Below are 25360 nucleotides of genomic sequence, written 5' to 3' on the forward strand. Positions count from 1 at the left end.
GAGCCTTTTAATCCTCCGGCCTCTCCCTCGCATCCGCCATCCGCACAATCCTTGGTTCAAACTTAGCCAACACCTCTACCAGGTTCTCCTGCGCGGCCATTACGGCGTGGATATCTTTATAGGCCATTGGTGCTTCGTCCATATCGCTACCCATCAGGGTGATGCGTTTATCAACCAGGTTAGCCGCGATAGCTGCTTTATTCAATGTTTTAAAAGCCGCGCTACGGCTCATTAACCGGCCCGCGCCGTGGCTGGCAGAGTTGATGGAATATTCATCGCCCCTACCGCGCACCACAAAACCGGGTGTACTCATACTGCCGGGAATGATACCTAATACGCCCTTACCGGCCGGGGTGGCTCCCTTGCGGTGTACCATCACTTCGGTGCCGTTGGCCAGTTGCTCTTTCCATGCAAAATTGTGGTGGTTTTCAATCATCATCAATGGTGTGTGGTTAAGTGCACGTGCAATTTTATTATGGATCTCGTGGTGGTTGGCGCTGGCATATTCGCCGGCCAGGTTCATGGCAATCCAGTACTCCTGCCCTTCGTCCTTATCCAGATCTAACCAGGCCAGATGTTTGGCTTCGGCAGGTAGTTTGGTTTTGGTCATGGCAATTTTTGAGTAATGATCGGCCACGCTACCCCCAAAACCACGTGAGCCGGAGTGAGATAAAAGGGCCAGGTATCTGCCGGCAGGTATACCATCTAAAACATGGTCCGCAATGGTTAATTCTCCCCATTCCACAAAGTGATTGCCTGTGCCGCTGGTACCCAATTGCGCATAAGCTTTATCTTTCAACGAGCGGATCACCTTGGTTTCGTTCCATGTTTTGCTATCAAATAATGAACTGTCAAAATATGATTTGGTAGTGCATCCTATACCAAAATAGGTATGGTTTTCCAGCATGTTTTTCAGCTTGTCGGTTTCGGTATCTATGGTTTCGGCAGGCAGGTCGAAAATGCTTAAACACATACGGCAGGCAATATCCACGCCCACAGCAAAGGGGATAATGGTATTGGCTGTAGTGGCCAGAACGCCGCCAATTGGCAGGCCATAACCCTGGTGCGCATCGGGCATCAGGGCGCCCGCCACAGTAATAGGTAATTGTATCGCAGTCCGCATTTGTGCCAGGGCGCCTACTTCAATATGTTCCAGTCCCCACACCGGGAAATCGGCAATCTCTTCTTTCAGTTTAAAGTTGCTGCGTTCCTGTTTAACAAATTTGCCTTCCTTACGCAGGGCAATCACGTCTTCGGCGAGGTTTTTAAACTTACCGCCTTTTTTTAAGGCGTAGGGCATCGGGTCGTCAATCAGCGCTTCCATATTGGCCAGTATTTCGGGCTTGCTCATAACGTTATGCTTCAGCAAACCATTAGCCACCCTACTAAAGTTTACCAATACTTCCACATCGTTAATACCCAAAGCTTTTAATTCGTTATTGCTGACCTTTTCTTTTTGCCCCGCGGCCCCCTGAGGGGCGAAGTTATCAGCATTTAATTCCCTTTTCATGATACAAAGAAATAGCGCATGTGCGCAGTGTATTTGCGCAGTGAAAAATAATTTGAAAATATATACTATTGTAACATGGAGTTTCTTTATTCTTCAAAATAAATATTAGCTAATAAAATGCTGTTAAGTTATAATGGATGCAGAATTATTATAGAAGATGCCCTGATTAAATGCAGTTATGCCGGACATTTTGATACAGAGCGTTGGCAAATAATTTTGGGTGATACGCATATTTGCTATAAAGCTGACGGAAAAAAAGAACTTTGCTTCAAGGCTGACGAGATTCTGGAGCTTCAATTTGAAATGGGAAATGGTGGAGTTAGACATCAGGATATTCCCGCAGCCATTGCATATGTAATTTTAAAAGCTGATCCCGATCCCCAAAATTTATTTTATTTTTCAATTAGTGAAGAATATGTACTGCTAAACCAAACCAAAGCCCACGATTTTTGCAGTAAGGTATTAAATCATATTGGGGAACGATATCGCATTCCTGTGGCCTATAAATTATCAATAGATACTAAAAAGAAGCAAAATGCAATAGCTATGGTTCCGCTGTTATTAGTTATTATTTTCTTTATAATATGGCTACGACTCAAGTTTTTAAATTAGAATTCGTCACAAATGCGCCTTACGTTTTTTACCAAACCGCTGCACCATACCTAAAAGTTATTGAGCGAATATGAAACGGGTAAGATCTTCAGCATCCGGGTGATCCTCAATTTTGAACGGGAACGCGAACTGCTGGGATTCGGCTCCAAGCTAAAAGTATTGGCCCCAGGAATTTTGGTAAAGCAAATTAAGGGTCAGTTGCAGAAAACATTGGATAAATATGAGGTTGTGAAAGCAAATGAAGAGGAGTTATAACTGCTAAATGCATCAAATAATTAAAATCGGATATGTAGATTTACCTTGATTTTAAGTGTTAAATTGCACAATAAGCCCTTAATGATGCCCCTTCAAGGGTTCGGATAAAATTTAATAACCTAAAAAACAGCTGTTTAATATAAAGTTTAAAATATTTTTTGAAGAATAGATCAAAGCTTCTATATTTGCAGACCCAAAACAAGGAACGTTATTGTTGAAAGACAAATAACAAACAAAAGGGAGTTTAGCTCAGCTGGTTCAGAGCATCTGCCTTACAAGCAGAGGGTCACTGGTTCGAACCCAGTAACTCCCACTTAATAATCAAGCACTTACGGCATAAAAACCATGAGTGCTTTTTTATTTGCATACAATTTGCATATTACGGGGTGCCTAAAGTTAATTTAGATTTAGCCCGCCTGTTTAAAATTAATCCTACCAGTGATATTTAAATCCGCAAATGGATAAATTTATTTAATGGTAGGTGTTTTATCCTGTTACTCAGTCGGGCGCATCCCAAATTAATGAACTCATAGATAAAGAGTTACTTTTTGAAAAGATTATAGATAGTCAGGCAAAGACTAATGAACCCGCTAATGGCGCCGATAATTACCCCAACCCGAACAAATTTAGTTTTAAAAACCTTTTCAGAATATTCTGATTCGAAATACCCATTACTGAGTGCAATTTCTCCTTCTTTCCTGGTAATGTAATATATGTCTTCTGGATTACCCCACTTTCCAGTGCCGTCAGCTGGTATCCAGTGACCTGTTTCGGGGTCCTGGATTGCTTCTTTATGTCCAAACTCATCTAAATAACCCTCTTTTAGCAACTGGGCGATAACTGCTTTATTGTAAATTTTATAGTTGCTGTATCTATGGGTCAGCCTCTTAATGCTTTGTCGTTCAAGAAAAGATTTATGGGGCTTATTTTGAAGTAGTACTAGTCGGCAACGGTCATTAAACTCGGGTATATCGCTTTTCATATTATCATTTAGGCACCCAATGTAGTGAAAAAATAAACCGATTTCTACTAATGCAGATTAGTAAGTGCAGGCATTTGGCAGCGCATAGGCAGGGCGGTATCTTCTTGCAGGAATTGATAAAAAGATTTTCTTAAAAAAAATATTTTTGCCTGGTGATGAAAAGATAGCGAATGCGGGGATATGTTGATATTTCCCTCATATATATATGAAAAGGGTCCTCCCTAGGGGGTGCCCCCATGCGGGGCACTAGACCCCCAGTATTTAGTTAGGTGCAAACTTTTTTTTGGTTCGCGGCAACGTCGATCAATGTAATTTTATTTGCGCAAATATTTCATCCTAAATAAGTTAGGTTAAAATAAAGGGTCGCGACCCTAATAAAGCTTTATTGTAAGCTATTAAATTGCAAAAACGTGGCCTCGCCGTGTATTAATATGGAAGTAGTGTTTATAATAATAAATATGTATTTTGAAGGCGGATTCACCGACAACCCCTAAACCGACCTAAAATGAGCTTAGAAAACGAAAAATGGCTTGCTAAAAAAAGGCATACAGAACAACTTGCAGTTCAACACGACAAAGATAGCAAGGCAGCAGGCCGAAAAGCATGTTTCACGCTTTTGATAGTAATTGTAGTGGTTGGTTTTCTTTGTTATCTGTTTTCGGACGGTGACACTGGCAGTTCAGGGACCGGAATCGCAACGAATCTGCCAGCAGAGCACTTTGAAAGTCAAGCGGTTGATTCTGTTGCAATAAAGAAAAAAGCCCGTACAGATTCGTTGAATAATGGTTTCGATCACACGGACGGGTCTAATATAGGATTAGTGAAATATGTTAAGGATAACTTAAACGATGCCAATAGTTTTGAGCACGTATCGACAAAGTATTGGGATGATGGATCATATTTAAGAATAAACATGAAGTACAGAGCCAAAAATGGCTATGGCGCATATATGCTGTCTTTCATAAAGGCAGATGTTGATTTAGCCGGGAATGTTATAAAAGTGGTCCAGGTAGATTAAACGCAAAAAACGCCGTACATGCAATGTAGAGCGTTTCCTATTGTATTAAGCTGTGTGCAATACCGATACCGGCCCCTTTCTAATTGCGGCCTTTATGGGCGAAGGGCGCGATCATTGTCGTGCCTGGGCTCATGAATTGCGTAGCCGGGACGTTGACTATACCGGTTTTAACCCTTGAAAACCCCGACAGTACATAAACATCGATTTATAGGGGAACGATTTATAAAGATTATTTTTTTGGGTTTGTCATATTCGCAAATTTTTTCGCGGCATTTTTCGCGTATTTGTTCATGAGTCGTTCTGATAACATGATAGCGCGTTCCTGGCGTGTGGGTGGTTTATAGCGCGGTATTGGAATGGATTTCGGTTCTGGGCCGTCGGATTGTCTGTGGATTATTTGCATGACTCTAAGTTTTAATTCTTTTATGTAGGATTAATTCGATTAAAAACGCCTCACATTGCATGTACGGCGTTTAGTATTATTGATTTTTACTAAGTCAATAGTTTACGGGTTTATAAGTTGTTTTCGCTTTTTAACGCTACGCGCATGGCGGCGAGCGTAATCAGCGTTAAGTTGTTCCGCGATAATTATAGCCCTCTCAGTTAGAGAGGGTTTTTTGTATTTTATAACCGGCTCCGGTTTTTTATCCGGCGCATCGGATTGTCTGTGGATAATTTGCATGGGGTTCAGTTTTAATTTTTTATGTAATGTTAATTGGTCGCTATCAATATCGTTTTTTATTAGTGTTTGCTAAATACTATTTAAGGCTATATAAAAACTTGCCCGGCTTCGTAGTTAAAATCTATGCGGCTTAATTCGCGGTAAATATCATAAGCGTCAGTTTGCCCGGATACCATTAAAACGCGCTTTGCTAAATCCATTGATATTAAATAATCGTGCTTTTTTGCTGTATTTTTAATGTAGTCGTCCGTTTTAATTGTTAAAGGATTGTTGATAATGGTTTTCTTAAACCACTTTTCAAACTTGACGCCTGAGTGGTTAATAATTGAAAATACACTTTGGGCGGATAACATTAATTGGTCGCCCTGCCTGTTTATTTCCAGCCCCCCAATGTTTTCAAATGATTGTATGGCTCCTACCGTTGCACTGATAATAGAACTTTTGCTTGTGGGTGTTAATTGTTTGTTTGGCATTTAGTTTATCTTATAAATTATCCGCGCCGGTCGCCAAACAGTCAGGTGGTATACTGACACCTGGATTTAACCAGGACGGCGCGGATAATTTCTTTTTTTTTAAATTCAGGTTATTACCTTACTGTTTGGCAATACAAACATGAAGGTTTTTATTAACAAAAAAAAGCCCTGTGTATTGAAAATCAACAAGTTGTATATTTCTGTTGAAGTGGGCAGATGTACTCATTCTGAGTAATCGCATCGTGGATTTTTGTATAAAGCTGTAGAGTGAAACAAGGCCCCTCACTATTATTAATGACAATTAAATGACATTTTATAGATGGGATATTTATTAGAAAGGACCAGTTTTTTTAGTTTAAATATATTTGGTAAAACCTAAACCAAAAGGCAATGACATTTAGATTAGAAGACGCGCTGTAGCTAATACAGCGCGTCAAAAGAACGTTAACTTATTGGGGCGTATATTTCCCTCATAGGTGAAAACGGATCTATAAACTGCCGCATTATCGATAAAACACGCCCTTTGTATTTCGCTGCGGCTTCCGATAATTCAATTTCCATCAATTGCTTGCTTGTCAGTTCGCGAAGCTGATCGGACCAGGTGCCGTTGAAAAAATATCTCTGGCCGGGCAGGGGCTCAATCTCTGTTGCCCCTGCCGGGATTAAAAACCTTCCGGGCTCTAACGGATTTTCGTCCGCGTCGGAACAGCCGATAAATAATCCTAAATAATTATAATTGTAAATCTTCATATTCGTAAGTATTAGTATTTGATAATGAATAATGCAGCGTTGTTTTTGGGTGTGGTTTCGGTACCGCCAGTGTATGATATACTTGTGCTATTTGTTTCCACTCCCCCCGTCCCGGCGTTCGAAGTAGCTACGTATCCCGTGCCGCCTAAATTATCATTACTGGCTTCCATCGTCCAGATATGAGTGTGTGCCGCGAACTGATCAGCTTGGTATATTCCCAACGATCTACTTGGGTCTAATCCTCTGCCTTCGTCCAACCCCCTAACAAACACACCCCTATGATCTGGAATATTAAACGTTGTCGTACCGTCACCTACACCCCAATTCGTGCCAATCGCGGCAAATAAGTCCGCGTATGCTGTCCTGGAAATTGCGGCGCCGTTACATTTTAAATAACCGTTTGGAGCTGTGCCGCCGCTAAACGAAAACGTAGCGCCTGCGGGTATTCTGCCGTGGGTTTCATTTTGCGAATTGCCGGATATAAACCACTGGGAACCGTTTGCCTGGATAACCAGGCGCTGGCCGGTTCTGATTTTATAGGTAGATACCCCGGCCGCGTTTGATCCGTCGAAAAATTTGTCCGTCCCGTTGGGCGTTAAAACAGCGCCTGCGTTTGTAGTCTGGTCTGCCGCCATAATTGTAAATGGTTGTAACTGCGGAAAACCTGCAGCACTTGGGAATGTTACCCCCGCGTTAGCCATGTCTGAGATATAAATCAGTTTAGACACGTCCGCCGCTGTGATTAAGTAAGGGGCGATAGTTGAAACGATTGCGTCCACCCTCACCGATGTGTTCACCTTTGATTTTAACCAATTAGTTCTATTTGCCAACCCCTTTGCCGGGGTGTTTATAATTCCAGTTGCGCCGCCCTGTGCCGGATCGGTTACTTCCAGCTGATAGATACCGGCGTCGTAGGTTGTTGTTTCTGCTAAATTTGCCATTATGTTGTTTAAATTTTAATTAATATTTATTGAGATTAAAGAAATGATTGTTTACATATAATTACTGTTAATTAGCCGAAACCCATTTCCCGCAGTTTCTTACCACAGGTTTTTATATTTCCTCCGCATTCCAGTTCATTAAACACAGCCACGTGGTTATAGCCCTTTTGCGCCGCCGGCAACCCTGTTAAGGGATCGGTACTGAATACATAAAAAATCTTCCTTTCGCGGCAATAATCCCCAGATACGCCATTGGTTTTACCGGGGCGGCTATACCTGGTTCTTGTGCCCTTAGATAATTGTGGCTGCGGCGTCCAGCCATGATGAACTAACAAGGGCTCGAAATCGTCAAAGCTGTTAAATGCGTCGAAGGGGTTTAAGTCGTTTGTATTTCCCAGGGGTCGCTGATAGGGCTTCTTATTCAATTTAGGGGGCTCAAATACCAAATCGAATATTTGTGCGTGATGATTGAAATATGCCGCCTCGTCGTAGCTGTATCCCCTGAGGCTGGCAACATTAGACGGCGCTGTATCTATATCAATCCCTATGGCTTTAAAACTGGATTGCATAGCGGCAAAATGCTCTTTATGTTTTCCAATATTGCTTATTGCCATAATACCCCAATACCCCCGACCCCTGGCAGATTTTGCGCAATAAGCCACCTGCGGGATTGACTTTAAAAGCTCAAAGGTTTGATTCATTTCTGTTACATGATCGATATCAAAGGAGATTAAACCGGAATGACATATTAAACCGGCTTCGCCCCTGGCGGCAAATGTTCCCGATATGGTCACTGCAGGTAGCAGGGCTTTTAATCGCTTTTGTTCATCTACGCTATCAATGGATCTGATTTTTGCTATCTGGTCCTTGTGGGAAAAGTCTGTTAAATATGAAATTAAATTAATGGGCCTGGGGCTTATATCGCTATAGGAACTAAGTAACGATACCGTTTTATTTAAAACTGAATTTTGCATGTTTTTATTTTATAACTGGACTGACTTGCCCAAGTCAGTAGAAGGGTTTTAGTTCAGTTAAACTGGACTGGGGTGCCCCCTATATATATAGGGGCACTCAAGTCAGTTCAGTTGCTTTTGGGTCATGTTAGTTAACGGAATATTTTGCGGCTACGGTGCCAGCTTTGCCCTCGAGTTTTATAAACTTCAAGAATAGCCAATGTCTAATATATGTTTCCGCTTTGCCTTCCCCTATTGATACAGAAAAATGCCGGGCTGCGTGATATTGAACCGACTTCTTGAGCTCGGACCAGGACTGTTTGGGCTGATCCCTATTAAATGCGTCGTTTATAATTGCAAGATGAACAGCGTTGTCAATGTCTTGAGGTAGGCCTGCGCTAACTTTCTTAACCTGAGACCCACTACTTGAAGACCAGTTTTCAATAAATGACGGAATACCATCTTCATCAATCTTGAACGCAATAGGTGCCCATTCTTTGCCACGGCAATATTCTGGCTGAATAATCGAAACGCCTTTTTCATGGATAGACTTACTTACTGACAAGACCGTTTCTGATTTATTAGTGAGCTCGGTTCCCAGGTGCCCCCTGGCGTTCTGGTCCCCTTTGTTCATGTGTAAAACAGTAATTAAATGAAAGTTCTTTTCTTCGGTCCACTTCAAAAGTTTAGAGCAAATCATTGTGCTTTCGGCTTCGTCATTGATGGATGTTACCAAGTCCCTAATCCCGTCAATTACAACCAAGCCGACACCCTCGGTATTCTCAATTTCCCATTCTATCATGCCAAGCCTCTGAGCGGGATTGTATTTCCTGAGGGATCGGACAATAAGGTTGTTCTTATGCGAACCGCCAGCGATGACGCGAATCCGCTTTAGTACTTTTTGAGTGTGGTATTTACTCTGTTCGGTATCAAATACCAAAATGGTATTTTTAGACTTTGGAAGTAACACCCTTAGGGGGCTCTGTGTATCATCGCCAGCTACAGCGGCACCAACGGCCAGGGAAATTGTAAAGGTCTTGCCCTGCTTCGCTTTGGCAATAACAGTGGATATATTTCCAAGCGTTCCAACAGCCGCCATATCCCCGTCGTTGCCTATTTCAATACAAACAGGGGGAGTATCAATAACATCAGTTTCCAAAACTACACTATCCGCTAACATTTGCTTATAATCTGGTTCCTGAACGAATCCCGACAAAGGATCGCCGAATCGAAAATTGCTAGAGCTATCTACCATTGTTTAAGCTCCAATTTTAAAGCAAGTGGATGAATTTTTGTTTTATCGGTTTCTACATACCAGGGCTTGAAACCAGATGATAGACAGGCCGCTTTACAGCATCCCAATAGAAAATTAAAAGTACTAAGGGATAAATTTAATTCGCTGGCTGCATTGGCCGGTGAAATATTGGGATGGATATTTAAAAAGTTAAAAACATTTAACAATTGTTGTGATTCTATTTCCGAGTATTGGGCTTTATTGTTATCTTCGTCTTGCAAACAAGAAGATAAACAAGGGGTTATAAGTTTCATAGACTTTTAGCTCCTTTTTTTTTGTTAACAAGAAACGATCCCGCATTATTTGATATTTCTGCCGCTGTCTTCTTTCGGCCCGTCTTAATCCATTCCGTTAAATCCATTTTAGAAAAGTATAATCGCTTGCCCTGTTTCGATACGGGCACCGTTGCGCTTTGTACTAATCGGTAAATAGTTGGAACAGATAAACTTAAAAATTCCGCCGCTTGCTTTATGGTAAAAACCTGATCGGGCGGTGGTCCTGTGGGTATGTTTGATAATGCGAATCTTCTAAACGCTTCGGAAACGGAATTATTTATAAATTCTTGAATCGCGTCCGGGGTACTAATGATTTGAACTTGTTCTAATGCCATAACTATCTGATTATTGTATGGCAGTAAAGTTGAGGCGGCTTCGGGTTAGGTTTTGGGTTAGCGCCCAGGTGAAAAAACGCGCAATTTCAAGGGTATGGAGATGTTTTTTAGAATAATTGGTTAGTATTGGTTAGTAACCAATGGATTATTAGTCGTTTTCTATAGGCTTCGATAAAATACCTCTAATTTTATGCTTTATGGCCGTATGCTTTACCGATATTTTTTTAAGTCGAGTTTTTGCACCGTCGTATTCTTCAATCCCAAAGTTTTCAAAAGCGGTTTTCTCATTTACTTCGGTGATTAGGGATAGTGTAAAAACAAATAATGCTTTGTGCGATATGGTCGGGTATTTATTCGGCTTGATACCAAAATAAAAGCACTTGATAAAATCCGAAATATCTATCTCTTTAATTATAGGATACTTAATGAGTAATTCGAAAAGGTCAACTATTTGCCCATTGCTAAGCCCCCCGCCTATTTTGTGCTCACTATCGGCAATTTGTGTTAATGGGTTTATATTTTCTATTTTCCTTATTTCGTTTAATTTGCGGACAATATCAGTGCCGTTAGCTTGTCCGCCCCAAAATAACAATCCGGCTTTATAAATCCCTTGACAAAAACTACTTTCTTTAAATCTGTTAATAAAGTCGTTATGATTATTAACTATATAATACCATGCCTTGTACTTTTCCCCCGTCGCAAAGCCGCTATCAAATAATAGCTCTGTAGTGATGTAATCGTAATGTTTATCCTGGACGGTTTTGATTAAATAATGTTCAAACCCTGTTATATGGGTTAGTGTTTTTGAAAACAGTATATTAAAAAGATTTTCCCGGTCGTTTTCAAAAAGCGCGGTCTTGTGTTTCGCGAGCGCATCGAACTGCTCATATCCGGCGTGGAAACCCTTACTAAATGATTTGTAATAAAAGGGCAAATCACCTGCTTTTATAATTTGTAAATCTTCGTTATAAATTTCGCCATGTTCAATCCTATCAATAAATAGCTTGAACGTTAAATTTTCCGCAAAAAAATTATAGCCCGGTCCTTGCACGTTTACAAACATACCCCGTATGCCAATATCGATATTTGAAAATTTATAGACATATTGTATAGCAAACGGCAGTAAATCTATATCAGATTTTTCTATTGGATGGAAGTTACTCATTATATCGGCACACGGTTTTGGACGAAAATAAATAAAAGCGGATGTTATTAATCATTCGATTATTAACAAAGTAGATCGCATACAGTGATTTTAAAAATTCATTAAACTTTCCATCAATTCTTTTTTGTTAGTGTCTTCAAAGCCTGCAAAATAACCCTGGGTTGTTTTCATGCTGCTATGAGTAAAGGCTTCGCTTACAAATTCCATACTTAGTCCGCTTCTTATGGCATTTGTTGCGAAGCTATGCCTCGCCCAGTAAGTTGATATTTCAGAAGTTATATTGTTGGCCTTCGCTAACTTTTTGAGATTTTGATTTATAAAACGGGTAAAGTTTTTAATTCCCTTGAATTTGTCGATTTCACTTTGTTCTTTATTCAATATGACAAAGATTAACTCTTTCGGTCCTTTATTCGCATTGCCATACTTTTCAATAATAGATTTTGCGTAATCGGTTAGATGTACAACAACCGGGCGCAGATCCGCTTTAGCTGTATTTATTGTTTTAGCTCTGTAGAAAATAATTTTACCCTGCTGTAAATCTTCATATTTAAGTAAAGCAATGTCTTTTATATTCATGCCGTTACAGATATAACTAAAAAACCAAAAATCCCTTGCTTTGATTTGTTCCGGGGTTTTCGCCTCGGCTTCCATTAGCATCTTTAACTCTGCTTTTGTTAATGACTTTTTTACACTTTTTACCGCCGGCACTTGATATTTGCGTTTGCCAAAAGGATAATTTTTAGCATCAATTTCTTTATCAGCTATAGCCGTATTAAACACCGTCCTTAAGGCCCTTAAATAAATCGATACAGTGGTCCTGCTTCGGCTTTTTACGTTAATCATGTAGTTTTCATACTTATTAAGCCAGGTCGTTGTAATTTCACTAAACAACAGCCTTTTGAGACTTGCCAAAGATTTTTCGACTTCATCTTTTGTCATATCGTCGGTTATTGCCTTGCCCTTTACATAAAGGATGAACAGCTTTAAAGATTTTAAACTGAGCTCATAATTGCTTGCTGTTCCTAATTGGCTGTTGTCTGTAAGCTTCTTGATTATTAATCCATATTGGTAAAAAACATTTTCGCCCTCACCTTTGCCCCTGTAAAGTTTCTTTTCAAATTGCTCAAAAACAAACGGGCTTATTTCCTCTGCTGTTTCAATTGCCAAAGTTTCAACCGCTTGTAAGTCCCTGCGAGTTTCTTTATGTTCATTACGGGGCTTAGAAGTTTCCCAAATGCTTTCAAAGTCTTTTTGGCTAAACTCAAATCTTGTTGGATAAAGTTTTTGCTTGCGTGGGCTGGGGGTAAATACCCTTATTTTAACCGGGTATAAGCCATTTGATTTGATCCTTCGAGTATCCAGGTAAAGCGAAATAAAAACATCTTTTTCCATTGCTGTAATTGTCTGTATGCAAATATAATAAATTGCATACAATTTGCATACAGTAATGATTGATAAACAAATAAAAACAATATAGTAATGATTGTTAAATTAGCTGTAAAACAATATATTTGTGCCTATTCAAATAGAAAACAGTCACTATTAAATATACATTGTTTCTGCCTTACAAGCAGAGGGTCACTGGTTCGAACCCAGTAACTCCCACTTAAAGCCTGATAGAAATATCAGGCTTTTTCTATTTAAAGTCTTTTTATGCATTTTGTGTATATTCTTTAAACCACAAACGCTGTTTTTAAAACTTCGGTAGGCGGAGTTTCATTGAAGAAAACGGTGGGACTGCTGTCGGTAAATTCTCTAAATTCTTTGTTAAAATGGACCTGGTCATAATAGCCGCATTGAAAAGCAATTTCGCCCCATTGCTTTTGTGGATTACGCTGTTTAAGATTCATGGCTTTGTTAAATCGCATCAGGCGGCAAAATAGTTTAGGAGGCACCCCGATTTGTGCCAGGAACTGACGTTCGAGGTTGCGAAGGCCCATGCCCGCCTGAGATGCTAATTTTTCGATTGTTTTTATCTCCGGGCATTTATATAAAATATCGGCGACGCGGGTTAATCCGTTTATTTGCAGATTTTTTTTGGTAAGGTACTTCATCAAAAAGTTATCTGTAGCCCCTGCCATATTTTTAAAAGTGGCTACATTTTGCAAATGATTGATTAGGGCTGCGGTACCATGGGCAAACAAATCATCTGCAGAGATAATCTGGTTAATAAAATATTCGGGAGGATGGCCAAACAATCGATGGAAGCCATTCGGTTGAAATTGGATCATAAAGCACGAATAGTCGCCTTTAAATGTCATCAACCCATTGAACCGGGTCGAATTGCCAACCACCCCTATTTGATGGGAACCGGCTACATAATGTCCTGTTTTGTTATTCTTTAAGGCTAACGATTTATCTTTTAAAAAAAATACGAGGCAGAATTGACACGAAGCGCGCCATGGATGGGTTAAAATTTCACGCCCTGTATTAAACTCCGCTAACAGATACTCATTGACAAAGGGAAAGAGAGCCGGATGGGGTTTAAGACTGGTGAGTTTAACCATATATCTTAATTTTTATTAAAACTACCGAGCATTTTACTTGCAAAAAATGGCTATTACTAACCATTTTTTGCTTTAGGGGCAAACTTGTCGTTTTCGTACTAACAGAAGAGAGAGTCTCTTTATAAATTTATGCTGCTTATTGTTACTGATGGTCTGATATTCACTTTTAACCGTTTGAGTTGATGTAAAGTCATTTGGTAACAAGCATCTCATTTAAACCATTTTTTAAAAAATTAAGCTTATGGTACCAGTTCAAGGCGATGCAAACACTTTAATTAATGAGGGTGTGTTAGGAACAAATGCAGTTCCCAGTGGAACGGGCGCGGGTGTTCACGGCGTGAGTAAAAATGCGGGCCCGGGAGTTTTGGGCGAATCTACCCTTGGAAGAGGCGTTCAGGGGATGAGCGTAGAAAATTATGGTGTTCGGGCTCACAGTGATAAAATTGCCGGTATCAGGGCATCATCTGCATTGGCGCCAGCCATTGAAGGCTGGGGAGCCAAAGGTGACGGAGTGCTTGGCTTAAGCGATGAAGGTGCAGGCGTGCATGGGCTAAGCAAACCTACCAGCAAGCAGCCAGGCGTTTTAGGCGAGTCGACTCTTGGAAGAGGGGTTGAAGGCAGGAGTGTAGAAAATTATGGTGTTCGGGCTCACAGCGATAAAATTGCCGGTATCAGGGCATCATCTGCATTAGCGCCTGCTGTTGAAGGCTGGGGAGTTAAAGGTGACGGAGTGATTGGTTTAAGTGATGAAGGTGCAGGCGTGCATGGAATAAGCAAACCTACCAGCAAACAGCCGGGCGTTTTAGGCGAGTCGACCCTTGGAAGAGGGGTTGAGGGCAAGAGCGTTGAAAATTATGGTGTTCGGGCGCATAGCGATAAAATCGCGGGTATTAGGGCGTCATCTGGACTGGCATCTGCTGTAGAAGGCTGGGGCGTTAAAGGCGACGGCGTACTTGGCTTAAGCGATGAAGGTGCAGGTGTGCATGGTGTAAGCAAACTCGGAATTGGCGTATATGGCAAAGGTGGCCGACTTGCCGGGCGATTTGAAGGAAACGTAGAGGTGACCGGAGATATAACACTGGTGAATGCAGATTTTGCTGAAGATTTTGATGTGATTGAAGAAACCCAACCGGGCGAAGTGATGGTTCTGACAGAGTCTGGCGCTTTAATACGGAGTTCGAAAGCTTATGATAAAAAAGTAGTCGGCGTTATTTCAGGAGCAGGGAGTTACAAGCCTGCTATCATTCTTGATAAAAAAAGCGATAATAAAAATAGGAAACCCGTTGCCATGATGGGAAAGGTGTATTGTAAAGTTGATGCAGATATTGCCCCAATTGAAACGGGTGATATGCTTACCTCTTCAAACATTCCCGGTTATGCCATGAAGGCGATTGATCCCTTCCAGGCGTTTGGCGCGGTAATAGGAAAAGCGCTTGCGTCATTAAAAGAAGGTAAGGGGTTGATCCCGATTTTAGTTGTGTTACAATAGGCAGATTTATTGACGTTTAAATAAGCAAGATGCTAAGTTTACGGGATACAGGAAGATTTAACGGGGCTAACATCAGCGTGATAGATGTTGCCGCTGCGTGTGGTTTGAATGTTCCATTTTCTATTTCAAACTTTATTCGCAGTAATTGTTCGGAAGATGAAAAGAAATTAAGGTTATGCGTTGTACTTTTTAGCTGGGGGCCGCTTAACACTGCAGAACCTCCTTTTACAAAAAAAAGTAAAAGCTTTTATGAGAACTTCTTTTTGAACTGGGAAAACCAGAATGGAATAGCCCGTTTTTGGTATAAGGAAAGTTTTGGCAAACTTAAAATAGAAGGAAAAGTTCTTGACTGGACCTTTGTACCAAAAGACCCTGCAACCGTGCTGGATAAAGATAAAAATGGCAATCTCGTCAATACCATTAATCGTAATACGGCAATAGGTATTGCGAAAGATACTGCAAGCAGTCAAGGCGAATCAACTGATAACTATGATGGTTTTATTGCTATCATGGGGGTAGATACATCTAAATATATTGTGAATGGAGATAATAGCGGCCCGGATTCTACTTTCGCTATTGGGACTAACCACAACCACACCTGTCATGAAGTAGGGCATATTATAGGCAATATCAACAAACTTTTTACTCATTCTTTCGGGTTAGAAACAACGGGGTATCCAGGTGGTGTATACGGATATCCGTATTGTATAATGAGCGCGGAAACCTATGGAGGGGCCTATGCCTATTTTACGCCCAAAACGGCATCTACGCCCGAGGAGGGCAACAGAGGCCCCGGTTTTTGCGGCGGAACAAGGGCGATTCTTGGATGGGCAAACAGTATTGAGTTCGATCTTGAAAATGAAAACGAGGCCGAATTTGAAATTCAAAGTTTGGGGTCAAACCAACGTAATCTCCAGGTGGTATTTATTAAAAAAGGAGACCGGAAATTTTTTGTGGAGTACCGCTCTTCTAAAGATGAAAATGACGCGGCAATAGCGCTGTTGGGCTTTGATGCCATGGTTGTGGTAGGGATAGTATCCGGCGGTATAGCCGCAGGTGAAAAAGATGGCCGTCATACTACAAACGGCACATTTATAGGGCAAATACCGGTAAAATTTTCTTCACCGGCTAATAATACGATTGTCAATTTTGAACCCAACATGGGAATTAAGATTCTTGAAATAAGAGGCGATTCAAAGATTGTTATTAAAATAGTTAAGAATTTTGCATTTAGCCTGAAAACCTACCGGCGTACGCATGATATCGCCCTTTCTGACGGAAGCAGTTCCTTCCAGATTGATGGATCGCCCGACTATAGTGTTAAATGTGCACTGTATAACAAATTAAGGGAATGGCGAATAAGCGAGCAACCGGTAAAAAGCATTCGGGATCTTGTAAATACATGATTAAGGTTGCAAAATATAGTAAATTAGTTTGTTACAGCTTTTTTCGCAGACATCAAATCCAACCAAAGTTTCTCCATGTTTAGGGTACCAATGTGAGTGCCAGATTTTAGTTTGTGCTTTTATGTGACTAAAACCCGGTATAAAAACACACATCGCATAGGTCTGTTTACAGTTTTTGTGTCATTATAATTGGGGTTTAATTGTTGAAAGTTAGATGTATATTTACAATCAACAATTTAATTCTTATCACACCATAAATCTCCACAGCCTCACTTATCTGTTTTAAACAGATATTTAAAATTACGTCACCCCAAACCTTAGTCTTTTCACAATTTTATGTATAAACTATTTTTACCTGCGTTTATTGTCAGTCTGTTTTTTTCTGCAAAACTTAGCGCTCAGAAACCCAATATCGCATATCCAAACATTCCATCAACTTATCTTGGCAAAAGCATAACCCCCATCAAGGTAAGTAATACAGGCGGTGCTGTTCCAAACGCTATTTTTCCTAAAGTGAGTAGTTTTGTCAAATCGTCTGCTGCGGTTACGAGTTTTGTAATATTACCATCGAAAGATATATACGGAATATTATATGGTTCTGTAGTGCATGTGAAACCAGATGGGTCATTTTCAACATTTGCCGGGAGTAGTACTTATGGTTATGCCGATGGAATGGGGGGCGCTGCAGCTTTTGGAGAAATTGGTGGCATCACCTATGATGCAGTCGGTAATATATACGTAACTGATAATAATTACCGTGATGGGCAAAATTCCAGGGTCAGAAAAATTACGCCCGATGGTTTGGTTACCACTTATGCACAGGGCCTGCAGGGACCACGTGGAATTGCAATTGATGCAAATGGTATACTTTACGTAGCAGAGAGCGCCGGAAGGATCATGAAAGTGGCCAAAGATGGCACCACATCGTTATTGGCCGGAGCGATTGGCAATGGCGCAAAAGACGGGTTGGGCGCAAGTGCCTCTTTTAATAATCCTGCCGGAATTACTATCGATAAAGCCGGCAATTTATACGTGGCCGATTATGCTAATAACATGATCAGGAAAGTAACACCGGCTGGACTGGTAACAACAGTTGCTGGCTCAATAAAAAATGGCAGTGATGACGGGATTGGTGTAGCTGCCACATTTAACTATCCGGAATCAATAAAAATTGATTCCAAAGGCTATATTATTGTTGGAGACCTTGATGGCTTGTTGCGCAAGATTAGCCCTGCGGGCGAGGTAAATTCAATCCCCGGGCCTTATTATGATGATAACAACCAGGTTCTTTATCAAACATTTTTTAATAAAGTTGGTATTGATGAAAACGATGATATTATCATTTACTCGGGGAACGGTTTTTATGGTGATGGTTTTTACAGGGTAAGTACAACGGGTTATAATGTTTCGCCAACTTTACCCGCTGGTTTGGTTTTAGGTGGTGACGGCACTATAAGCGGAACTCCAACCGCTCTTTCTGCCGCCGGCAAATATAAAATTACAGCATCTAACTTATCCGGAATGTCATCAGCCGTTATAAGCCTGGCGGTGGTATTATCCTCAGATCCACCAGTCATCAACGCGTTTACCCCTGCGGCAGGTTATCCGGGTACCGTTATGAATATTACGGGTAATTTTTTCACCGGCACAACCGGGGTTACAATTGGTGGTAAACCGGCCGGCTTTTACGAAGCTTCGCCAACCAGTATAACTGCATATGTAGCAACCGGTGCCACCTCGGGCGATGTTAGTGTTACTACCCCAAGAGGAACGGCCAGCGTTGCTGGTTTTACACTTATTCCGCCACCTGTAATAACATCTGTTTCGCCTGTATCCGGTTGGAAAGGTAATACCATAACAATTACAGGAACAAATTTTTCCAATATTAATCAGGTTACATTTGGCGGATACTACTCATCATTCAAGGTTATTTCGCCCACGCAGATAGAAGCAGTGTTAACCGACGGTTCATCAGGCGATGTTGATGTATCTGCCCCCAGCGGTGATGCCAGATTTCCGGGGTTTACTTATATTAATGCTCCGGCTATAACTTCTGTATCGCCTTCAAGCGGCAGCGCTGGTGCAACTATAACTATAAACGGGCGCGATTTTAACAACGCAACTTTGGTAAAGTTTGGCAATGTTGCTGCATCTTCTTATACAGTTGTTTCGCCAACAAAAATTACTGCTGCCGTGGCTGCCGGTTCTTCAAACGGCATTACTGTAAGCACACCTGCCGGTTCAGCAAATTATAATGACTTTAGCTTTATTTCGCCACCAGTCATAACCCAGGCATACCCAATGAAGGGAGGCTATAATTCTCCTATTTCAATTTCCGGTTCCAACCTTAGCGGGGCCCAGGTAAGCATTGGCGGTGCGCCGGCTTCCGTGCTTTATAATTACAGCAATCAAATATATGCCACTGTTGGCTTTGGAGCTTCATCTGGTGATATTACAGTTGTAACTGCCGGAGGTACAGTAACATTTCCGGGCTTTATATTAGTGCCCGCTCCGCATATTACCTCATTTACACCACAAACCGCTGCCGCTGGTGATAAGGTAACTATTACAGGTACTGATTTGGCCGAGGTTGATAATGTATCGGTTGGTGGTATAAGCTCAGTATTCACTGTTTTATCGCCAACTACTATAGAAGCAACTGTGGGATATGGGGCAAGTGGTGCTATCGCGGTGTTTTCTGAAGGCGGTTCTGCAAGTATCCCGGGATTTGTGCATAAAGGGCCTGTAATCACATCCTTTATACCGGTTCATGCCGGTATAGGTGAAACAGTAACCGTTAAGGGGAGTAATTTCACAGGTGCTACAGAAGTTGATTTTGGTGGTGTGCCTGCAACTTCTTTTACGGTTAACTCTTCTTCAGAAATCAGCGCAGTTGTGGGCGCCGGAAAATCCGGAAGTGTAACTGTAATAACCCCATTGGGCAAAGCTTCACTTGCTGGCTTTGATCATCCAGGCCCTTTTATAACCTTTTTTAGTCCTTGTTATGCCGGGGCTTTCTCAACGGGTCTGATAACTATCTCAGGCAATAATTTTACAGGAGCCACTGCTGTTAGCTTTGGTGGAGTGCCGGCGGCTTCCTTTACTGTTGTTTCTGCAACAACCATCACTGCAATGCCGGGCACAAGTATATCAGGTGATGTAGTGGTAACAACTCCTCAGGGTACTGATAAAAAACCAGGTTTTACATGGGTGCAAACTCCTGTTATTACTTCGTTTTCGCCCTCCTCACAAAAGAACGGCGGGGCTGTTACTATTACCGGGACAAATCTTATTGGTGTTACTGGTGTGAAATTCGGAGGGGTACCAGCTTTATATTATTATACATCTTCGCCAACTTCTATATATGCGACAGTAGGTAGCGGTGCAAGCGGCGATGTTGTTGTTTCTACAGTTGGTGGTACCGCCACAATAAGCGGTTTTAGCTATACTTCTCCCACTATTACATCTATCAGTCCGGTACTGGCGGCAACTGGTCAAACTGTTAGGATAAGTGGGACAAACCTGGATGCTGTACAATCTGTAAAATTTGGAGATACCAATGCGGCATCTTTTTCAATTGTTTCTTCCAAAGAAATTGATGCAGTAGTGGCAACAGGTACGAGTGGTTACGTAAGCGTCACCAGTCCGGCAGGAACTGCTTCAGTCCCAGGTTTTACCTATTTGGGGCCCCCTTTTATTTACTCGTTTACGCCGACTTCCGGTGGGGCAGGTACAACAATGACGATCAATGGTGCAAATCTGACCAACACCCCCGAGATAAAAGTTGGCGGTGTACCGGCAACCATTATCAGTGTTGGAAATAATTTTGTTACAGCAAAAGTGGGTGCAGGTGCTACAGGCAAAATTTCGGTCAAAACCATAGCTGGTATTTCAGAATCTGACGGTTTTACCTGGTACCCGGCCCCAACTATAACTTCTGCCGCACCAATGAAAGCCAATGCTCAAACAACGGTTACCATTAATGGCACAAACTTTACAGGTGTAGAGCAGGTATATTTTGGCTCTTCGTTTGCCATTTTTACTATAGTCTCGCCAACGCAAATTACAGCGCAGCCAGCTAACGGAGAATCGGGTGATATTACTGTTATAAGCCCGGGAGGAACAGCTGTATTACCCGGGTTTACTTTTATACCGGCACCGGTAATTGATTCTTTTACAAAAAGCGGCGACGCAGCTAACGCGGTTGTAACTATTACCGGCAGTAATTTTACCGATGTTGCCGAAGTGAAATTCGGTGGAGTTTCTGCGGCATCATACACTGTACTGTCATCGACCAGCATTTCGGCTAAGCCGGGCTCCGGAGCCACTGGGGCAATTACGGTAAAAGCATCCGGCGGAACGGGTGCCAAGCTTGGCTATTTATATGATAGTCCGCCTTTAATATCATCTTTTGCGCCGGCTTTTGGCTCTATCGGCACAACATTGGTTATCAAAGGAGATAATTTCAATACTACGGCCGAAAAGAACGTTGTATATTTTGGTCCGGTTAAAGGTAAGGTTACAAGTGCTACCAAAACACAACTGGAGGTTACCGTTCCTGCAGGTGCAAGTGGTTTGATAACGATTGCTAATACGGCTAAAAAATTATCGGTAAGTTCAAATTTACCTTTTATTGTTTCAAGCACCGGCGGAGTTGCTGCTTATTCAAATAAAATAAACATACAAGGGGGCGTAGGATTGTCTGCTATCAGAGATTTTGACGAAGATGGCAATCCCGACTTATTGATAAGAACTAATGATTCATTGTATATTCTTAAACATGGCCAGGATAAATCAATATCAAAATCATCTTTTTTACAAAAAGTTGTGCTGGAAACCGGAAGACAGGCGGAGAGTTTGGTTGTTGGCGATGTTGATGGTGATGGAAAATTGGATATTTTGTACAGTGCCAATCCAAGCATTGTTTTATTACGGAACACCTCATCTAACGGAAATATCTCGTTTGAAACTAAAGTATTTGAAAACTTAAACGGCTCATCAGACGGAATGTGGCTTAGGGATATGAATATGGATGGACAACCCGATCTGATACTATACGGGCCATTCGCCAGTTATTTTTATCCAAATACAACAACCGGATCAACCGTGTCGTTTGGGCCGCTGATGTTCCTTCAAAATGTTTATTCAAGCGGAACTCTTTCTTTAACCATTACAGATGTTGACGGCGACAATAAGCCCGATCCGATTGGCCCAAGCTCATATGGTGGTATAACTATATTTAAAAATAATTCCGTTCCCGGCGATCTTTCGTCTTCAGATTTCCCAACTACCTATACTGGCGGAACCCAGGTAGACGGCATCATCACCGCCGATTTTGATGGTGATGGTAAGATCGATCTTATCGAAAAAAAACTTTCAACCAACCAGTTATTGGCCTCCAGGAACACCGCTAAAAAAGGAGTAGTTGATGCATCCTCTTTTGAAACGGCTAAAGTTATTGCCGACGCTGCAAGTTATTATGATCTGAATGTTGCAGATATGGACGGAGATGGTAAAATTGACCTGGTGGAGAGTGCTGGCGGGGCTGTCAATTATTCCCGGAATCAATCGGCCGCCGGGAGCATAGCGCTGGCAGGTATTGTGCCACTCCTTACGCAGTCACAATACACCAATACAAATGCTTTTTGGGTAAATGACATGGATGGTGATGGGAAAATGGATTTGCTGATTCCCAATCTGAGTACCGGCGTGCTCTCCATTTTTTATACAGGCCCTGTTGTTGTGCCGCAAATAACAGCTGTTACGCCTTTAATAGCAAAAGCCGGTGCCTCAGTAACCGTTACCGGAAAGCATTTTGACGGAACAACCGTAGTGAAATTTGGCAGCAAGGCGGCAAAATCGTTCACCGTCGATTCATCTCAAAGTATAGTAGCAACCGTAGGCGAAGGTGAAACGGGCGCTATTTCAATTCAAACCCCCAACGGGCCTGCTTCGTTCCCCGGATTTGTATTTGTGGCGGCACCCACAATAACCTCGGCTATACCGGCTGCTGATGGTAGCGGAACACTCGTGATTAATGGGAGTTATTTTACAAAGGCTACAAGTGTAACTATTGCTGGTGTTCCTGCTTTGTCGTTCACTGTAAACTCCGATACTAAAATTACCGCCACCTTTTCAGGCATTAGCGGAGACTTGTCTGTAACTACAGCGGGGGGCATTGCAACACTGGCTGCTGTAACTATTAAAGTCAACCTGGTTGTCAATTTTCCGGCGTTTGCGGATCATACTTATGGCGATGCTGACTTTATCTTGCCCGCTACCAGTAATAATCCCGATATTCCTATAACTTACAGTGTTGATAAAGCTGATGTGGCAATTATAAAAGATGGCAAGCTGCATATTATAAAAGCCGGCACAGCTACTGTTACGGCCTCACAAGCCGGTAATGCCTTGAGTAATGCGGCAACCGATGTTAAGCAGAGGCTAACAATCAATAAAAAAGCACTGGAGGTAAAAGCAAATGACCAAAGCCGTGCATACGGAAAAGCTAACCCGAATTTAACAATTGAATATAACGGTTTTGTAAATGGTGATGATGAAAGTAAGCTCTCCGTATTACCGGTGGTCAATACTGTAGCCACCACACAATCGCCGGCCGGTACTTATGATATTACAGTTAAGGAGGGAGTTTCTGATAATTATAATTTCAATTATATTAATGGCAAGCTAACTATTACTCCTGCAGTAACTAATTTAAAATTAGCCGCCAACAGTGTAACCTGTAAAGGGCAAAATAACGGATCAATCAGTATCACAGCTACACAATCTGCTAATTATACCGCTATAATTACAGGTAATGGTTTAAATAAGAGCTATAGCTTTAGCACCAACACAAGCATCGATAATTTATCGCCGGGTACCTATAATGTGTGTATTACAGACGCGGCTTTAACAAATAATAAACAATGTTTTGATCTTGTTATTACTGAACCTAAAGATCTTTCAGTATATGCCGCTGTAAACAAAATTACCAATACGGTAAATATAACTTTGGGTGGAGGTTTATCTTATGATATAAAACTTAACGGAGTCAGTTATAAAACAACGGATAATTCAATTACATTACCACTAAACAAGGGTAGTAACAACTTATCGGTAAGCACTGATAAGCTGTGCCAGGGAATAGTAGAACAGACCATTAATATCCCTGGCAATACAATTCCATACCCTAATCCTTTCCAAAATACATTATACATTAACATAGGAGAGAGCATAGCTAAAAAGGTGAACGTTAAGATTTACAGCCTAAATAGTGGGGTGCTTAAAATGGCAAAAGATTATAATAATCAATCAGGGGTGATCAGCCTGGATGTTTCCAATTTAGACAGGGGCGTTTATTCGCTTAATTTAATGATCGACACAAAACAATCAGTTTATAAAATTATAAAATAATGAGACAGGTAATATTCATTTTATTGAGCATGGTTATTTTAACAGGGTGTGGTGGGCACAAAGGTGATACACCTGTGCCTCCGCCTGGCAAACCCATCCTGCTGGCTCCTGCTCAGAATGAGGTTTGTACACAGGGAATCGTTGTTTCGGCTACCCAAAGCACTATTAGCTTAAAATGGACCGCTCCTACCAGCGCAGGTAATTACGAAGTAAATATTAAAAACCTGGAAGACGGTACAATTATCACCCAAACAACTGTTAACACTCAACTTGATGTTGCCCTGAAAAGGAATACCCCTTATTCATGGTCAATTACATCAAAATCAACCGATAATAATACTGCAACCAAAAGTGATATTTGGAAGTTTTATAATTCCGGGCCGGCCATTGTGAATTATGCTCCTTTCCCGGCCGAAATTGTGGCTCCGGAAATGAATCAGGCGGTAGCCGTTTTAAATGGGAAAATTACATTATCCTGGAACGGCAGTGATGTGGACAACGATACTGTTAACTATGATGTTTATCTAAGTGATTTACCATCGCCGGCTTTATTACAGAGTAAAGTTCTGGAAAATACGTTGAAGGATGTTGCCGTTTCTGCCGGGAAAACCTATTACTGGAAAATAATAACCAGGGATTCGAAAGGAAATACATCGGATTCCGGTATATATCAATTTAGCACGAAGTAGGCATTCATAAAATGTTTCGAAAAACAGATGTAAGAATTATAGGAATTAAATGTTACAGGTAGTAGCAATACCATACCCGCAAGCCGATTATCACATCGCTATATCTTTACCCATGCGAGGGTCTTCGGGGAGGATTTCCATTTCGGGATCATCTATATAATCGGCATACCATTGTATAGCCTCTACCAGGTCAAGAGCATCATCGGCCGCAATATTTATAGTTTCAAAGGCATATAGTTTGCTATTGGCATACCCATATAGCTGGATCTCGTTAGCATTCGGGCTATACCTTTCTTCATCAAGGCAAAATACCCTAACCTTTAAAGGCGTATCTCTCGAATGAATGATATCCCGGCAAGCGTTTTTAGGGTCGGTTGCCAATAAATAAACATTGTGATCCATATAATCAATAACAATATTTGTAGTGTATGGTTTCTGGAATGTTTATTTATGTTAACAAAACTTTAAACCACGATTTATATATGTTTTAATTGCGGATATGGGGCTATAAACCAGTCTATTGTGTATTTTATCCCCATTGGCCGGGGAAGAGTTTCCACAAATAAATTGGGGAAAATATTGGAAAAGGCCTTTTGGCGCGTTTTAACTTA

General features: G+C 41.3%; 20 protein-coding genes and 1 tRNA gene. 8 read left to right on the forward strand and 13 right to left on the reverse strand.

Annotation, left to right across the window (positions count from 1 at the left end):
- Positions 1–7: 7 nt before the first annotated feature.
- Positions 8–1510, reverse strand: coding sequence for an RtcB family protein (locus tag AC1D0K_RS18640; protein WP_477390712.1), 1503 nt, complete (start codon positions 1508–1510; stop codon positions 8–10).
- Between the two features lie 117 nt (positions 1511–1627).
- Between AC1D0K_RS18640 and AC1D0K_RS18645 the strand changes: the two genes are divergently transcribed.
- The 3 genes from AC1D0K_RS18645 to AC1D0K_RS18655 all read left to right on the forward strand — a co-directional run bounded on the left by AC1D0K_RS18645 (position 1628) and on the right by AC1D0K_RS18655 (position 2690).
- Positions 1628–2122, forward strand: a complete 495-nt coding sequence (locus AC1D0K_RS18645; RefSeq protein ID WP_477390714.1) for a hypothetical protein — start codon at positions 1628–1630, stop codon at positions 2120–2122.
- 60 nt (positions 2123–2182) lie between these two features.
- A complete protein-coding gene (locus tag AC1D0K_RS18650; protein ID WP_477390716.1) occupies positions 2183–2377 on the forward strand; it encodes a WCX domain-containing protein in 195 nt (64 codons plus the stop codon).
- Positions 2378–2615: 238 nt separating this feature from the next.
- Positions 2616–2690, forward strand: a tRNA-Val gene (locus AC1D0K_RS18655).
- Positions 2691–2918: 228 nt separating this feature from the next.
- Here the strand turns inward: AC1D0K_RS18655 and AC1D0K_RS18660 are convergent.
- A complete protein-coding gene (locus AC1D0K_RS18660; protein ID WP_477390718.1) occupies positions 2919–3359 on the reverse strand; it encodes a hypothetical protein in 441 nt (146 codons plus the stop codon).
- Between the two features lie 505 nt (positions 3360–3864).
- On the opposite strand from AC1D0K_RS18660, the gene AC1D0K_RS18665 reads away from it, so the two are divergent.
- Positions 3865–4377: a hypothetical protein gene (locus tag AC1D0K_RS18665; RefSeq protein WP_477397331.1), complete on the forward strand. Its 513-nt coding sequence runs from the start codon at positions 3865–3867 to the stop codon at positions 4375–4377.
- Between the two features lie 768 nt (positions 4378–5145).
- On the opposite strand, the gene AC1D0K_RS18670 is transcribed toward AC1D0K_RS18665, so the two are convergent.
- The 10 genes from AC1D0K_RS18670 to AC1D0K_RS18715 form a co-directional block, all read right to left on the reverse strand.
- Positions 5146–5532 carry a hypothetical protein gene (locus AC1D0K_RS18670; RefSeq protein WP_477397333.1) on the reverse strand — a complete coding sequence of 129 codons (387 nt, stop codon included), beginning with the start codon at positions 5530–5532 and terminating at the stop codon, positions 5146–5148.
- 444 nt (positions 5533–5976) lie between these two features.
- Positions 5977–6282 carry a hypothetical protein gene (locus AC1D0K_RS18675; protein ID WP_477397335.1) on the reverse strand — a complete coding sequence of 102 codons (306 nt, stop codon included), beginning with the start codon at positions 6280–6282 and terminating at the stop codon, positions 5977–5979.
- A gap of 11 nt (positions 6283–6293) precedes the next feature.
- On the reverse strand, positions 6294–7223 hold the full coding sequence (locus AC1D0K_RS18680) for a tail fiber protein (RefSeq protein WP_477397337.1): 930 nt from the start codon (positions 7221–7223) through the stop codon (positions 6294–6296).
- Between the two features lie 71 nt (positions 7224–7294).
- Complete coding sequence (locus AC1D0K_RS18685; RefSeq protein WP_477397339.1) at positions 7295–8197, reverse strand: BT4734/BF3469 family protein; 903 nt, start codon at positions 8195–8197, stop codon at positions 7295–7297.
- Positions 8198–8324: 127 nt separating this feature from the next.
- Positions 8325–9431, reverse strand: a complete 1107-nt coding sequence (locus AC1D0K_RS18690) for an AAA family ATPase (RefSeq protein ID WP_477397341.1) — start codon at positions 9429–9431, stop codon at positions 8325–8327.
- A complete protein-coding gene (locus tag AC1D0K_RS18695; RefSeq protein ID WP_477397343.1) occupies positions 9425–9724 on the reverse strand; it encodes a hypothetical protein in 300 nt (99 codons plus the stop codon). The genes AC1D0K_RS18690 and AC1D0K_RS18695 overlap by 7 nt, the downstream gene beginning before the upstream one ends.
- A complete protein-coding gene (locus tag AC1D0K_RS18700; RefSeq protein ID WP_477397345.1) occupies positions 9721–10080 on the reverse strand; it encodes a helix-turn-helix domain-containing protein in 360 nt (119 codons plus the stop codon). The genes AC1D0K_RS18695 and AC1D0K_RS18700 overlap by 4 nt, the downstream gene beginning before the upstream one ends.
- Positions 10081–10228: 148 nt before the next feature.
- Positions 10229–11245 carry a hypothetical protein gene (locus tag AC1D0K_RS18705; protein WP_477397347.1) on the reverse strand — a complete coding sequence of 339 codons (1017 nt, stop codon included), beginning with the start codon at positions 11243–11245 and terminating at the stop codon, positions 10229–10231.
- Between the two features lie 90 nt (positions 11246–11335).
- Entirely contained in the window at positions 11336–12637 is a 1302-nt protein-coding gene (locus AC1D0K_RS18710) for a tyrosine-type recombinase/integrase (RefSeq protein ID WP_477397349.1), read from the reverse strand.
- 281 nt (positions 12638–12918) lie between these two features.
- The gene (locus AC1D0K_RS18715) at positions 12919–13752 is read right to left on the reverse strand and encodes a helix-turn-helix domain-containing protein (protein WP_477397351.1); all 834 of its coding nucleotides are present in this window, start codon (positions 13750–13752) and stop codon (positions 12919–12921) included.
- A gap of 241 nt (positions 13753–13993) precedes the next feature.
- Here AC1D0K_RS18715 and AC1D0K_RS18720 point away from each other — a divergent pair, with 241 nt between their 5' ends.
- From AC1D0K_RS18720 to AC1D0K_RS18735, 4 genes are all read left to right on the forward strand, one after another.
- A complete protein-coding gene (locus AC1D0K_RS18720) occupies positions 13994–15241 on the forward strand; it encodes a hypothetical protein (RefSeq protein WP_477397353.1) in 1248 nt (415 codons plus the stop codon).
- A gap of 29 nt (positions 15242–15270) precedes the next feature.
- Positions 15271–16647 (forward strand): metallopeptidase domain-containing protein, encoded by a 1377-nt coding sequence (locus AC1D0K_RS18725; RefSeq protein ID WP_477397355.1) that lies wholly within the window; start codon positions 15271–15273, stop codon positions 16645–16647.
- 336 nt (positions 16648–16983) lie between these two features.
- Entirely contained in the window at positions 16984–24060 is a 7077-nt protein-coding gene (locus tag AC1D0K_RS18730) for an IPT/TIG domain-containing protein (protein ID WP_477397357.1), read from the forward strand.
- A complete protein-coding gene (locus tag AC1D0K_RS18735; protein WP_477441736.1) occupies positions 24060–24749 on the forward strand; it encodes a hypothetical protein in 690 nt (229 codons plus the stop codon). Before AC1D0K_RS18730 ends, AC1D0K_RS18735 begins: the two co-directional genes overlap by 1 nt.
- 90 nt (positions 24750–24839) lie before the next feature.
- Here AC1D0K_RS18735 and AC1D0K_RS18740 read toward each other — a convergent pair whose 3' ends face one another.
- Positions 24840–25151: a hypothetical protein gene (locus tag AC1D0K_RS18740; protein WP_295720632.1), complete on the reverse strand. Its 312-nt coding sequence runs from the start codon at positions 25149–25151 to the stop codon at positions 24840–24842.
- Between the last annotated feature and the right edge of the window lie 209 nt (positions 25152–25360).

This window comes from Mucilaginibacter sp. P1_A3, assembly GCF_056406855.1.

Bases quoted from the DNA above. Each gene is read 5' to 3' on its own strand.
- AC1D0K_RS18740 (WP_295720632.1), bottom strand. From the start codon at position 25,151: ATGGATCACAATGTTTATTTATTGGCAACCGACCCTAAAAACGCTTGC.
- AC1D0K_RS18660 (WP_477390718.1), bottom strand. From the start codon at position 3,359: ATGAAAAGCGATATACCCGAGTTTAATGACCGTTGCCGACTAGTACTA.
- AC1D0K_RS18730 (WP_477397357.1), top strand. From the start codon at position 16,984: ATGTATAAACTATTTTTACCTGCGTTTATTGTCAGTCTGTTTTTTTCT.
- AC1D0K_RS18715 (WP_477397351.1), bottom strand. From the start codon at position 13,752: ATGGTTAAACTCACCAGTCTTAAACCCCATCCGGCTCTCTTTCCCTTT.
- AC1D0K_RS18675 (WP_477397335.1), bottom strand. From the start codon at position 6,282: ATGAAGATTTACAATTATAATTATTTAGGATTATTTATCGGCTGTTCC.
- AC1D0K_RS18710 (WP_477397349.1), bottom strand. From the start codon at position 12,637: ATGGAAAAAGATGTTTTTATTTCGCTTTACCTGGATACTCGAAGGATC.
- AC1D0K_RS18680 (WP_477397337.1), bottom strand. From the start codon at position 7,223: ATGGCAAATTTAGCAGAAACAACAACCTACGACGCCGGTATCTATCAG.
- AC1D0K_RS18700 (WP_477397345.1), bottom strand. From the start codon at position 10,080: ATGGCATTAGAACAAGTTCAAATCATTAGTACCCCGGACGCGATTCAA.
- AC1D0K_RS18665 (WP_477397331.1), top strand. From the start codon at position 3,865: ATGAGCTTAGAAAACGAAAAATGGCTTGCTAAAAAAAGGCATACAGAA.
- AC1D0K_RS18695 (WP_477397343.1), bottom strand. From the start codon at position 9,724: ATGAAACTTATAACCCCTTGTTTATCTTCTTGTTTGCAAGACGAAGAT.
- AC1D0K_RS18670 (WP_477397333.1), bottom strand. From the start codon at position 5,532: ATGCCAAACAAACAATTAACACCCACAAGCAAAAGTTCTATTATCAGT.
- AC1D0K_RS18720 (WP_477397353.1), top strand. From the start codon at position 13,994: ATGGTACCAGTTCAAGGCGATGCAAACACTTTAATTAATGAGGGTGTG.
- AC1D0K_RS18640 (WP_477390712.1), bottom strand. From the start codon at position 1,510: ATGAAAAGGGAATTAAATGCTGATAACTTCGCCCCTCAGGGGGCCGCG.
- AC1D0K_RS18735 (WP_477441736.1), top strand. From the start codon at position 24,060: ATGAGACAGGTAATATTCATTTTATTGAGCATGGTTATTTTAACAGGG.
- AC1D0K_RS18645 (WP_477390714.1), top strand. From the start codon at position 1,628: ATGCTGTTAAGTTATAATGGATGCAGAATTATTATAGAAGATGCCCTG.
- AC1D0K_RS18690 (WP_477397341.1), bottom strand. From the start codon at position 9,431: ATGGTAGATAGCTCTAGCAATTTTCGATTCGGCGATCCTTTGTCGGGA.
- AC1D0K_RS18685 (WP_477397339.1), bottom strand. From the start codon at position 8,197: ATGCAAAATTCAGTTTTAAATAAAACGGTATCGTTACTTAGTTCCTAT.
- AC1D0K_RS18705 (WP_477397347.1), bottom strand. From the start codon at position 11,245: ATGAGTAACTTCCATCCAATAGAAAAATCTGATATAGATTTACTGCCG.
- AC1D0K_RS18725 (WP_477397355.1), top strand. From the start codon at position 15,271: ATGCTAAGTTTACGGGATACAGGAAGATTTAACGGGGCTAACATCAGC.